We start from the raw sequence: 11,289 nt of genomic DNA on the forward strand, positions 1-11,289 counted from the left end.
TTACAGCTAAATATACAAAAAAAAGAGCAGAAAAACTAAGTTTTCTACTCCTTAAATTATTATACTTATTACTTAAAGGACTTTTTCAGTGCCCTCCTACAATAGTGGTGCTTTTTTTTGTTCTTATATTTCTGTTAATGTGTGAATTATGTAATTTATGGTTGTAACCTTATAACACTTTTATAGAATAAGTATCGCACCTTTGATATATCAAAAAGAAACAATTTAATCTATAACAATCATGGAAGCAAAAAACAACAAAAGTACCGAAGCACTAAAAATTTCAGGAGATTGGAGTCAACAAGCAGACGATTTGAAAGAGAAGTTTCCACAACTTACAGATTCTGATTTAAAATTTGAAAGAGGTAGAGAAGATGATTTGATTAAAAGAATGGAATTACGCCTTCACAAAAAAAGAGAAGAAGTAATTAATATTATTAGAAAAGTACAACCTGTAACAACATAATTAGGCTTGATTATATGGGCAACGTAGAGTTTACGAGATACTACGAATACATGTAAGAGCCAATAAAAAGGTGCAGCGTTTCTAATGTTGCACTTTTTTTATACTAAAAAATAAAGTCATGATTGAAGTAAAAAAACACGGAATTGTTTTAAAGAAAACAGACTTAGCATTTGAAAATGATAGTGTTCTAAATCCTGCAATTATGCAAGAAGGAACTACAATTCATATGTTGTATAGAGCGGTTAGAAATGGAAATTATTCAACAGTTGGTTATTGCAAATTAGATGGACCATTAAAAGTTGTTGAGCGAAGTAATACGCCATTACTAATTCCACTAACAGATGATGCATCAAAAGGTGTTGAAGATCCTAGAATTGTAAAAATTGATGGTGTTTATTATATCACCTATACGGCTTACAACGGAATAAATGCGCTTGGAGCCTTAGTAACTTCAACTGATTTAAAAACGTTTGAAAGACAAGGAATTATAGTGCCGAAATACACTTTTGATGAATTCAAACGATTGGCAGAATGTAATAACTTGGTGAACGTTAAATATTTTAGACACGTTCGACATTTTGAACCTAACGAACAAATCTATTTATGGGATAAAGATGTTACGTTTTTTCCAAGAAGGATTGATGGTAAATTGGCTTTTTTGCACCGCATTCGACCAGGAATTCAATTGGTTATGGTGAATGATTTGAAAGAGTTAACTAAAGATTTTTGGGATCACTATTTCTTACATTTCAATAAACATATTATTCTTGATCCTGTTGGTGTCAATCATGAGTCAGGATATATAGGAGCAGGTGCGCCACCAATTGAAACCGAACTAGGTTGGCTTCTAATTTATCACGGAGTTTATGATACATCCGAAGGCTATATTTATTCTGCAGCAGCTGCATTATTGGATATCAATGACCCAACAAAAGTTATTGCAAGATTAGTAAACCCACTATTCATTCCTGAATTTGATTATGAATTAAATGGAGTTGTCAACAATGTAGTTTTTCCAACAGGAACAGCACTATTTGAAGATGAATTATACATTTATTATGGTGCCGCAGACAATTGTATTGTTTGTGCATCAGTGAGTTTAAAAGAATTATTAAAAGAATTATTATTAAATAAAGTTAATCATGAGAGCTAATATTTTTCCAATTTACAACAACAGCCTGATAGTTTATAAAGAAGCATTGAATAACGTTAGAGGCATTAATTTTTTCAAAATGCCAATAGTAGAAAAGTCTAATCTTGCATTATTAGCTAAAAAAGAACTGCCAGAAATATTATTTATTACAACCTATCCACCAAGAGAATGTGGAATAGCAACCTATACGCAAGATTTAAGAAATGCTATCCAAGAAAAATTCGGACATAGTTTTTCATTAAAGGTTTGTGCTTTAAACGCAAAAGAAACAGAGTATAATTATCCTGACGAAGTAAAATATACTGTTCAAACCGATGAGAAAGAGCAGTTTATTCAGATGGCAAATCGCATAAACTCTGATAAAAATATAGCCATGATTTTCTTGCAACACGAGTTTGGTTTGTTTGGAGGAGAAAATGGTAATTATTTATTGAAATTAATGGCACATTTAAAAAGACCAATAACCACAACTTTTCATACGGTTTTGCCAAATCCAAATCCAAAATTAAAAAAAGTGGTTCGCAAGATTGTGGATTGTTCTGATTCGGTTATTGTAATGACTAAAACTTCTGCTGCAATATTGAAAAGCGACTATGGAATTGCAAATCAAAAAATTGCTGTAATTGCTCATGGAACGCATTTGGTTACATCAGATGAAACTGCTCAAAATAAATCTAAAATTCATTTGGCTGACAGAATTATCCTTTCCACTTTTGGTTTATTAAGTGAAGGAAAAAGTATTGAAACTGCCATTGAAGCTTTACCTAAAATCATTGAAAGATTTCCAAATGTTATCTATTTAGTTATTGGAAAAACACATCCAGAAGTTCTTAAACGTGATGGTGAAAAATATAGAAATTCGCTATACGAAAAAGTATTTGAATTGGGATTGCAAAATAACGTTCGTTTCATAAACCGTTATTTATCACTACAAGAATTAATGGATTATTTGCAACGAACCAAGATTTATCTTTTCACTTCAAAAGATCCCAATCAAGCGGTGAGCGGAACTTTAGCTTATGCTTTAGCTTGTGGTTGTCCAGTCATTTCAACACCAATTCCTCATGCTAAAGAATTATTAGATGGTGCCGGAATCAACTTTGATTTTCAAAATTCAGAGCAGTTGGCAGAAGCAACTATTAAATTGCTTTTTGATCCTAAGTTATTAAAACAAATGCGACTTAATGCGTTGCATACCATAAGTTCAACTTCTTGGCAAAATGCCGCTATTGCTCATGTTGAATTAACAAAAAGTAGTTTAGCAAGACACAAAGTGGAATTGAAATATGAGTTACCTAAAATTTCATTAGACCACATTAAAAGATTGACAACTAGTGACGGAATGATTCAGTTTTCACAAATTTCAGTGCCTGATTTAGATTCTGGATACACTCTAGATGATAATGCACGTGCTTTGATTGCTGTATCAAAACACTATGAGCTAACAGGAGACGTTGCCGATTTAGAATTAATTACAACCTATCTTGATTTCATTATTTTTTGTCAGCAAGAAGATGGAAGTTTTTTAAATTATGTCGATAGAGAAGGAAATTTCTTCCTGAAAAACCAAAACGAAAACCTGGAAGATTCTAATGGTAGAGCGATTTGGGCCTTGGGAGAATTTAGTTCGTATCAGCATTTGTTTAGCGAAAAACTATTAAATGTGGCTAAAATTGGTTTGGAAAAAGCATTGCGAAATGCAGCAACTTTTCATTCACCAAGAGCTGTTGCCTTTACTATTAAAGGACTTTATTTTTATAATCTAGAGAAAGATAATGAGATTATAAGAATCATGATTACTCAGTTGGCTGATAATTTAGTTTCAAAATTCAGAGGTGTTTCCGATAAAAATTGGAAGTGGTTTGAAAACTATTTAACCTATGCCAACAGCCTTTTACCTGAAGCAATGTTATATGCATCAATGAGTTCAGGAAGTTTATTATATCGAAAAATAGCCAAAACATCTTTCGATTTTTTACTCTCAATTATTTTTAGAGACAATCAAATCAAAGTCATTTCTAATCAAGGTTGGCATCATAAAGATAAAAGAGCTAATGATTTTGGCGAACAACCCATTGATGTTACCTATACTATATTGGCTTTAAATACTTTTTATAATTCTTATGGTGAAGAAAGTTATTTAGAAAAAATGGAAATAGCTTTTAATTGGTTTTTAGGAAAAAATCATTTACATCAAATAGTGTATAATCCAGCAACAGGCGGATGTTATGATGGATTGGAAGAACATCATGTGAATTTGAATCAAGGTGCCGAATCAACAGTAAGTTACTTAATGGCGCGATTGGTTTTTGAAGAAATTCTAAATTCAAAAGTTGAAGTGCAATTGTATGATGAGGTATTTCAAACTTCTTAACTATAAATTTTAATTATTAATAAATATAAAAATGAAAGCACATATCGGAATTACAGAAAAAAATGGTCAATCGGTTGTTGATGAATTGTCAAAAATTTTAGCCGACGAGTTTGTACTTTATACCAAAACAAGAAAAGCGCATTGGAATTTAGAAGGTCCTGATTTTTTTGAAAAACACACCTTCTTCGAATTACAATACAGACAATTAGAAGAATTTATTGATGAAGTAGCAGAGCGCATTCGCAAATTAGGGTTTTATACACCTGCAAGTTTAACTGATTTTTTGAGTTTAACACAGCTTACAGAAGTTACTAGTGAGAAAAACGATAGTAAAGGTTTTATAAAAGAGTTATTGATAGATCATGAAAGTGTGATTATAAACTTGAGAGAGAATATCTCCAAATTTGATAAAGAATTTCACGATGCTGGTTCAACCGATTTTATAACTGGATTGATGAAAGAGCATGAAAAAATGGCTTGGATTTTACGTTCTCACTTATAAATAAAATAAAAATGGACACAATGAAAAAAGTATTAATGGCATTGGATTATAATCCAACAGCAACAAGAATGGCAGAAATTGGTTTTTCATTTGCAAAAGCTATGCATGCCGAGGTGACTTTACTTCATGTGGTTGAAAATGAAGTCTATTATACCTCTTTTTTGACCTCACCTTTTACAGGAATAGGCGATTTTGATAGTGCCACTTTCTATCAATATATGAATGCTGATGGTATGAGTGATGCAGCAAGTTATTATTTAGATAAAATCAAAAAACATCTAGGCGATTCAAAAATTAAAACCTTAGTTGAGAATGGTGAGTTTGCTGAAGTAATTCTTAAAACAGCTAAGCATTTGAAAGTAGATATGATAGTTATGGGTTCGCATAGTCAAAAATGGTTGGAGCAAGTTTTAATTGGAAGCACAACCGAAAATGTTTTGAATCAAACTTCTATTCCATTACTTATCATTCCAACAAAGCACAAGCACAATTAATGTGGTAAATGTGTAAAACGTATAGTTGATAATGTAACACGAAACCTTTATCACCACAGTACCTTTGATGTATAATAAAAGAGTTGAATAGTAACTAAAAACAATCAAACATCATGAACAATTTACTGTATTTAATAGCGGTGGTTTTAATTATTTCTTGGGCTTTAGGATTCTTTGTTTACAACACAGGAAGTCTAATACATATTTTACTAGTAATAGCAATTGTAGCTATTCTACTTAGAATAATTAGCGGCAGAAAGGTTTTATAATAGCATGAATAATACGCATAACATAATGAATAATACGCATATAACTTAAATAAAAAAAAATGAAAAAAGCAATCATAATGATCGCATTAGTTGCCTTTGCAACGACAAGTTTGAACGCACAAACAACTACTACAACAGACAATCGAGGTAAATTGACTTTCGGTGTAAAAGCAGGAACCAATTACTCCAATGTATATGATTCAGAAGGAGAAGATTTCGTAGCAGATGGAAAATTCGGATTAGCAGCAGGAGCATTCGTAGTAGTTCCTTTGGGAAAAATATTTGGTATTCAACCAGAAGTTTTGTATTCTCAAAAAGGATTCAAATCTACAGGTACTTTTTTAGGAACCAGTTATGAGATGACTAGAACAACAGATTTTATTGATGTGCCAATTTTAATTTCTATAAAACCAGTTGAATATGTTTCTCTATTGTTCGGTCCTCAATTTTCTTTCTTAATGAAACAAACTGATGATTTTACTGGTGGTTCTTTATCTACATCGCAACAAGATGAATTTGATAACAGTAATTTACGTAAAAACATCTTTGGTTTAACAGGTGGTGTCGATTTTAATATTGACCATTTAGTTATCGGATTAAGAGGAGGATGGGATGTTAAGAATAATGACGGTGATGGAAATTCTACAACACCACGTTACAAAAACATGTGGTATCAAGCTACAATTGGTTACAAATTTTAAAAAATAACATTAAATAATATAAAAATGGACAATTCAAATAACACAGGAAAAATTGTTGGTTCTTTAGTAGTTGGAGCATTAGTTGGAGTAACTCTTGGAGTTTTATTTGCTCCACATAAAGGAACAAGAACAAGAAGCATGATTGCTGGTGGTGCAGAAGATATGGCTAAAGATTTCAAGAAAAAAATGAGTCGTGAAGCCAAAGATTTCAAAAAAATGGTTTCTAAAGATGCTAAAATGTTGAAAGACAAAGCAGCCGAATTAGAAGGTATGGTTGAAGGAAAATTTGAAAGCGTTTCTTCTAGTTTGAAAGAAAAAGCCAACGCTCTTTTGCAAATGAATTCGGATCACGTTACTAAATAATATTTTTTGCGGTGGACTTTAGAGTTGGTTAGTATAAAGGCCATTGCAAAATTTTTAAATCTCAAAAAAAATGAAAAAACATATTTTAAAATTAGTGGTTTTAATGAGTTTTATGGGCTTACTTTTAGTAAGTTGTAATAATTCTCCAAAAGCTAAAGAAGGCGAACTAGAAAACGCACAAGAAGATGTTGTTGATGCTGAAGCAGCTTTGCAACAATCTAAATTAGATTCTGTTAGCGATTACAATACTTTCAAATCTAGTATCGAATTGAAACTTGATGAAAATCAACGACAAATTGATGAGATGAAAGTAACTATCAATGCTTCAAAAGATTCTAATAAAGCAATGTACACAGAGCAGTTAGCCAAATTAGAAGAGAAAAATGAAGAACTGAAAGCTAAACTTCAAGACTATGATCAACAAGGAACTTCAGAAAAATGGGAATTGTTTAAAGTAGAATTTAACAACGATATGGATGATTTAGGTAAATCTATTTCAAACATGGCGGCGCGTAACATGAAAAAATAACCATCATGAAAACAATAAAATTTTCAATAAGTATCAAACAAGTAATTTTGATTCTTTCGATTTTGTTTTTAATGGTAAGTGTTTCGTGTGCTAAGAAAACAGTTTTTAATAATTCACCTATAACTCCTGCTGCAAGAGGCGAAGTTTCGGTAAAAAAAGATAAAAACAACAATTATAATATTGAATTACAAATTTCGTATTTGGCAGAACCAGAACGATTGAATCCACCAAGAATGACGTATGTTGTTTGGATGCTAACAGAAGATGATAATCACATTAATTTGGGACAAATCATTGGCACATCAAAACTTCATGTAAAATTTGAAACGGTTTCATCCTCTAAACCAAAACTGATTTTTGTAACAGCAGAAGATGACCCAAGTGTTCTTTATCCCGGAAACATGAGGGTTTTGGAAACCGATAAGTTTTAAAAGTTTTTAGTTTTACTTTTTTGTATTGTTGGTTAGTTTAGGAAAACTGCTTTAGGGCAGTTTTTTTTGTTTTTCTTTAGGTGTAAAAATCTTTACTCGTTCACCATTAATAAACATTTTCATTGAGTTTAAATGAATGGAGAATTCTACTTTTTTCCATTCAGAATCATTTTCATCGGAATAAATGTATTTGTAATAAAAAACATATTCGATACTATCAAATCCCTTAACAAACTTTGGAACGCCATCTTTTGAACATTCAAAGCCCCAATTAATAGCTTTTTTTTGTTCACCTTCCGTTTGATAAAAACCACTACCATCTACATTTAATTCAACTATGGGTTCCTTACCTTTATATTGATAAACTCCTGTAACAGAATAATTAATGTCTGTTGTTAAATAGGTTATACCATTTTTTGTATTTATTTCAGTAACCGAATTTTGAGCAAATGAGGAACCGATTACAAACAAAAAAATCCCAAGAACTATTTTTTTTACTTTCATTTTTATCATTTTAAATTATCAATTTACTACAAAGTTGCAAACTTGCTAAATAGCTGTTAGCTACCGTTGCTTTCCCATTTCCTATTTTCAATGTACCAATTTATATAGCTTTCAATTAAATTTTCAAATTCTATTTCTTTAATCAATAGAGATTCTTTTGGTAATATTTTTAATAGAATAAGATTGACGTTTAAATTAATTATTTGTTTCCAATTATCAGAGTTGTTATTTTTCATTATTGGTTGCCCCAAGACTGAATGAAAATCCAATCTGTAAACTGAGTTTAAATTTGAAAAACCTAATTCCGCAAAATTCCAAGCATCTGATACCATTTTGAATTCATCTATTTTTGGCGTGACACTTTGCATATATTCTCCAAAATATCTAAAATTTCGAATGTCTTTCATTTTTTCCTTTCCAAATTCATCTACTTTTCCGTTTTCATCATCTACAAACCAATATGTTTGTTCTCGTTTCTCAGCAATTTTTAAAATATCTTTTTGCGATATTTTTTTTGACAAATTTGAGCTGAAGAAATCAACATTAAAATTATTTTCGTTAATATTTAATTGATTTATGAGGTTTTCAATCTCTCTTTTCTCAATTTTTTTATTAAGGAATTTAGTTACGGTATCGGCAACTTTTTTATCGTTTTTTAATGATTCAGAGTTATAAACATATTTGTTTGAAATAGATTGAAATTCTGTTAAAACAAAATTCTTTTCGTTGACTTTAAATTTAAAAATTTCCATTCTTTCAAATTCTCCAGTATTCCCAAAGTTGTAGTGACCAATACAATACTTTATGATGTATTCGTTCTGGGATTGTCCAATTGAATAGTGCGAACAAAGTAATAATAAAAATATGAGTCTCATCATAATCGGTTTTCGACAATGGCAGCTAACATTCCTACCTAACGCCCGAATCCTCTCGCGTGTCATGTTTTGTAAATATAGTATTTTTTGATAAAAATTTTTAATATGGTTTTTATTTCTCAATTACTGTTTTAGATTATTTAGTTACCACTAAAAGTGATTTGTTCGGTATCGTCGTTGTACACCGTTTTATTCTTAGTTTAATTTATAATCAGGTATTGATATGTTTTTTACAAAAATTAAACCATCATAAGTTTCTGCATATATTCTACCAACTATAATCTTATGCATTGGTTTAGGTTGATAACCGCCTGCAGCAATCAATAAATGATTCAATTTTTTTTCAAAGAATTTTGTTGGCTCATTTTTATTTGCATTTTCCATATCTACAAAATAAATGTCTTTGTCAACAGACATCAATGTGTAAGCATATGTTTTTTGAAATGGCTGCTCTATATTATAAGTTTTCCAATAAATTCCATCCTTTTTATCAACAACATTTCCATTTATACTTCCTGTTCCAAAGTCAAAACCTACACTGTAATAATCATCTTTATAATAATCCTTTAAATGACGACCTAAATTAATAATATTACTACCAGTATAATACATCTCACTTTTGTTGATATGTTCATTATGAGCCCAAATGAATGCTTTTCCATTTTTTGATTCCTCTTCCATAATGTATTTTACATTTTCAAACATTTTTAAATCCCTAAATTCGGTACTTGTTGGATATTTTTCCCCAACCAATGAGGCATATTCAGTATAACCTATCAAATGAACTAAGCTTCTTATTACAGAACTATATTCTTTACCTTCTTTTTTTGATTGTAGTAATTGTCTTTTTAGTTCTTTCAATTTTGGAATCTGGGTTTGCCACCAACTTTCTTTTTTACTAAAGTCAATTGTTTTATTGGCACAACTATCAGCGGCTGTTAACAAGGATTCTTCAATGATGATATTGTTAAGATTGATAAATTTTCGTATCTCTTGGTTAATTTTTTCACCTCCTTTAGGATCCATCCCATAAAAACGAATTTGTTCATCTATTGATTTACCTACATTATATTCTCGCATCCATTCCAACAGATTCACAATTTCTTTAGTATACCAAAATACAGTTTTAAAATTATTAGCAATTGTTTTTACATCACCTTTACCGCCACTTATCCATTCATTTATTCCGGATTCAGCTTGGTAAGATTCTTCCATTATAAAAATTTTTAAACCATGATTTTTTACTAAATACTTAAAATACTTGGCTTTTAAATCAAAAAATTCCTTAGTGTTGTGTGATGCTTCTCCGAACCCATAAATCCTTGCCTTAGCAAATTTACTGGGTTCGTTTTGTTTAAAAAGTAACATTTCTGAATTAGGATTAGCATCTTCAATTTCTATAGAATTTTGATATAACCATTTTATTGTTTCTTTATTCTGAGAATAAAGATTTAGGGTTATAATACAGCTAAAGATTATAAGTGTTTTTTTAATCATAAATTAATGATATCTATACGGTTTTAAAATAGCCTCTATCTAACGCGCGAATCCTTTCGCGTGTCATATATTGTAAATATAGTATTTTTTTGTAAAATATTTTAATATGGTTTTTACTTTTTAATTACTGTTTTAGCTTATTTAGTTACCATGCGAAGGGATTTTAGCGGTAGCGTGTGGAATTTACTACATAATTCGCAATCTTGCCAAACGCCTTTTAGCCGTTGCTTTTTTTGGTATTAAAATATTTTTTAATTACATCTTTTTCCACTTGGAAATGTTTATTCTTGAATGCGCCAAACATAATTCCGTTTGACAAAATACTATCTTTTTTTATTCCATTTTTTTCAAATATGATTTTATATTTTTTATCGTACTTCCATATTCCTCTTTTATATTTTGCACGACCAATTTCATTTAGAAAAATATCTTGAGCTTTAATAATTATCGTGTCGTTTTGTTTTATGACTATAATATTTTCAATTTCATTCTTTTCGATAAAGTGTCCAAGTTTTGTTGTTCCATTTTGATAATCTAAAAACGATTTTTTAGAGTTTAAATAAAATGGAAAGAAAATTAGAATTCCGATAATGATTAATGCTAAACTAAATAGAAAATTCCGTTTGGTTAATATTAATTTTTTGAAAATTAAGTAATTAATTGATAATACGAATACACTCAAAAGCAAGACGAACAAAATAGTTTCTCGTGTTATTTTTGTCTCAATTACTTTTCCTTGAACTTCTCCAATCTCAGCAACTACTAGGCCAAAACTTAAAATTGGATAAATGCATATTAGGTATATAAAAATTAAATTAATAATTATTAAAAGTAGAATTCCAATGATACTTTTCTTTTTCATAGTTTTCGGGTAAAGTAACGGCTAACGTTCCCACTCTTGGCGTCAGTTGTGAACTTCGTAACTGATTATTTTCTGTTAATGATAATATATCTTGCGAAACGTGAACCTGAATTTACCAAAAATTCGCATTTGCGCCAAACGTTTGTGCATGTTGCACAACTCAAATATACAAAACCTTGTAAATAAATTTGATTTTTTTTAAATTTACTCATGCAAGGAAAAAAGACATTTACACCACAGTTATTTGTATCGGTAAATTTGTTGGAATT

General features: G+C 30.2%; 15 protein-coding genes. 10 read left to right on the forward strand and 5 right to left on the reverse strand.

The window, feature by feature from the left end:
• Window positions 1-241: 241 nt before the first annotated feature.
• From ACIQ06_RS15655 to ACIQ06_RS15700, 10 genes are all read left to right on the forward strand, one after another.
• A complete protein-coding gene (locus ACIQ06_RS15655) occupies window positions 242-466 on the forward strand; it encodes a hypothetical protein (protein WP_396147864.1) in 225 nt (74 codons plus the stop codon).
• Window positions 467-584: 118 nt separating this feature from the next.
• Window positions 585-1,619: a pesticidal protein Cry7Aa gene (locus tag ACIQ06_RS15660; RefSeq protein ID WP_396147865.1), complete on the forward strand. Its 1,035-nt coding sequence runs from the start codon at window positions 585-587 to the stop codon at window positions 1,617-1,619.
• A complete protein-coding gene (locus ACIQ06_RS15665; protein WP_396147866.1) occupies window positions 1,609-3,993 on the forward strand; it encodes a glycosyltransferase in 2,385 nt (794 codons plus the stop codon). The genes ACIQ06_RS15660 and ACIQ06_RS15665 overlap by 11 nt, the downstream gene beginning before the upstream one ends.
• Window positions 3,994-4,024: 31 nt before the next feature.
• Window positions 4,025-4,495 carry a Dps family protein gene (locus ACIQ06_RS15670; RefSeq protein ID WP_396147867.1) on the forward strand — a complete coding sequence of 157 codons (471 nt, stop codon included), beginning with the start codon at window positions 4,025-4,027 and terminating at the stop codon, window positions 4,493-4,495.
• Between the two features lie 20 nt (window positions 4,496-4,515).
• Window positions 4,516-4,989 carry a universal stress protein gene (locus ACIQ06_RS15675; protein ID WP_344816730.1) on the forward strand — a complete coding sequence of 158 codons (474 nt, stop codon included), beginning with the start codon at window positions 4,516-4,518 and terminating at the stop codon, window positions 4,987-4,989.
• A gap of 113 nt (window positions 4,990-5,102) precedes the next feature.
• Window positions 5,103-5,258 carry a lmo0937 family membrane protein gene (locus tag ACIQ06_RS15680; RefSeq protein WP_344816729.1) on the forward strand — a complete coding sequence of 52 codons (156 nt, stop codon included), beginning with the start codon at window positions 5,103-5,105 and terminating at the stop codon, window positions 5,256-5,258.
• 59 nt (window positions 5,259-5,317) lie between these two features.
• Window positions 5,318-5,959, forward strand: a complete 642-nt coding sequence (locus ACIQ06_RS15685; protein WP_396147868.1) for a porin family protein — start codon at window positions 5,318-5,320, stop codon at window positions 5,957-5,959.
• Window positions 5,960-5,983: 24 nt separating this feature from the next.
• Complete coding sequence (locus ACIQ06_RS15690) at window positions 5,984-6,322, forward strand: YtxH domain-containing protein (protein ID WP_344816727.1); 339 nt, start codon at window positions 5,984-5,986, stop codon at window positions 6,320-6,322.
• 70 nt (window positions 6,323-6,392) lie between these two features.
• Window positions 6,393-6,851 carry a hypothetical protein gene (locus tag ACIQ06_RS15695; protein ID WP_396147869.1) on the forward strand — a complete coding sequence of 153 codons (459 nt, stop codon included), beginning with the start codon at window positions 6,393-6,395 and terminating at the stop codon, window positions 6,849-6,851.
• Between the two features lie 5 nt (window positions 6,852-6,856).
• The gene (locus ACIQ06_RS15700) at window positions 6,857-7,282 is read left to right on the forward strand and encodes a hypothetical protein (protein ID WP_396147870.1); all 426 of its coding nucleotides are present in this window, start codon (window positions 6,857-6,859) and stop codon (window positions 7,280-7,282) included.
• Window positions 7,283-7,333: 51 nt separating this feature from the next.
• Here the strand turns inward: ACIQ06_RS15700 and ACIQ06_RS15705 are convergent, their stop codons facing one another.
• The 5 genes from ACIQ06_RS15705 to ACIQ06_RS15725 form a co-directional block, all read right to left on the reverse strand.
• Window positions 7,334-7,786 carry a hypothetical protein gene (locus tag ACIQ06_RS15705; RefSeq protein ID WP_396147871.1) on the reverse strand — a complete coding sequence of 151 codons (453 nt, stop codon included), beginning with the start codon at window positions 7,784-7,786 and terminating at the stop codon, window positions 7,334-7,336.
• Window positions 7,787-7,842: 56 nt separating this feature from the next.
• Window positions 7,843-8,661 carry a hypothetical protein gene (locus ACIQ06_RS15710; protein ID WP_396147872.1) on the reverse strand — a complete coding sequence of 273 codons (819 nt, stop codon included), beginning with the start codon at window positions 8,659-8,661 and terminating at the stop codon, window positions 7,843-7,845.
• A 195-nt stretch (window positions 8,662-8,856) separates the two neighbouring features.
• Complete coding sequence (locus ACIQ06_RS15715) at window positions 8,857-10,158, reverse strand: erythromycin esterase family protein (protein WP_396147873.1); 1,302 nt, start codon at window positions 10,156-10,158, stop codon at window positions 8,857-8,859.
• Between the two features lie 217 nt (window positions 10,159-10,375).
• The gene (locus tag ACIQ06_RS15720; RefSeq protein ID WP_396147874.1) at window positions 10,376-11,020 is read right to left on the reverse strand and encodes a hypothetical protein; all 645 of its coding nucleotides are present in this window, start codon (window positions 11,018-11,020) and stop codon (window positions 10,376-10,378) included.
• Between the two features lie 65 nt (window positions 11,021-11,085).
• Window positions 11,086-11,289, reverse strand: a 204-nt coding sequence (locus ACIQ06_RS15725) for a hypothetical protein (protein ID WP_396147875.1), incomplete at its 5' end; no start/stop codon positions are given.

Source organism: Flavobacterium sp. (assembly GCF_044341265.1).
Taxonomy (GTDB): domain Bacteria; phylum Bacteroidota; class Bacteroidia; order Flavobacteriales; family Flavobacteriaceae; genus Flavobacterium.

Bases quoted from the DNA above. Each gene is read 5' to 3' on its own strand.
- ACIQ06_RS15655 (WP_396147864.1), top strand. From the start codon at position 242: ATGGAAGCAAAAAACAACAAAAGTACCGAAGCACTAAAAATTTCAGGA.
- ACIQ06_RS15660 (WP_396147865.1), top strand. From the start codon at position 585: ATGATTGAAGTAAAAAAACACGGAATTGTTTTAAAGAAAACAGACTTA.
- ACIQ06_RS15665 (WP_396147866.1), top strand. From the start codon at position 1,609: ATGAGAGCTAATATTTTTCCAATTTACAACAACAGCCTGATAGTTTAT.
- ACIQ06_RS15670 (WP_396147867.1), top strand. From the start codon at position 4,025: ATGAAAGCACATATCGGAATTACAGAAAAAAATGGTCAATCGGTTGTT.
- ACIQ06_RS15675 (WP_344816730.1), top strand. From the start codon at position 4,516: ATGAAAAAAGTATTAATGGCATTGGATTATAATCCAACAGCAACAAGA.
- ACIQ06_RS15680 (WP_344816729.1), top strand. From the start codon at position 5,103: ATGAACAATTTACTGTATTTAATAGCGGTGGTTTTAATTATTTCTTGG.
- ACIQ06_RS15685 (WP_396147868.1), top strand. From the start codon at position 5,318: ATGAAAAAAGCAATCATAATGATCGCATTAGTTGCCTTTGCAACGACA.
- ACIQ06_RS15690 (WP_344816727.1), top strand. From the start codon at position 5,984: ATGGACAATTCAAATAACACAGGAAAAATTGTTGGTTCTTTAGTAGTT.
- ACIQ06_RS15695 (WP_396147869.1), top strand. From the start codon at position 6,393: ATGAAAAAACATATTTTAAAATTAGTGGTTTTAATGAGTTTTATGGGC.
- ACIQ06_RS15700 (WP_396147870.1), top strand. From the start codon at position 6,857: ATGAAAACAATAAAATTTTCAATAAGTATCAAACAAGTAATTTTGATT.
- ACIQ06_RS15705 (WP_396147871.1), bottom strand. From the start codon at position 7,786: ATGAAAGTAAAAAAAATAGTTCTTGGGATTTTTTTGTTTGTAATCGGT.
- ACIQ06_RS15710 (WP_396147872.1), bottom strand. From the start codon at position 8,661: ATGAGACTCATATTTTTATTATTACTTTGTTCGCACTATTCAATTGGA.
- ACIQ06_RS15715 (WP_396147873.1), bottom strand. From the start codon at position 10,158: ATGATTAAAAAAACACTTATAATCTTTAGCTGTATTATAACCCTAAAT.
- ACIQ06_RS15720 (WP_396147874.1), bottom strand. From the start codon at position 11,020: ATGAAAAAGAAAAGTATCATTGGAATTCTACTTTTAATAATTATTAAT.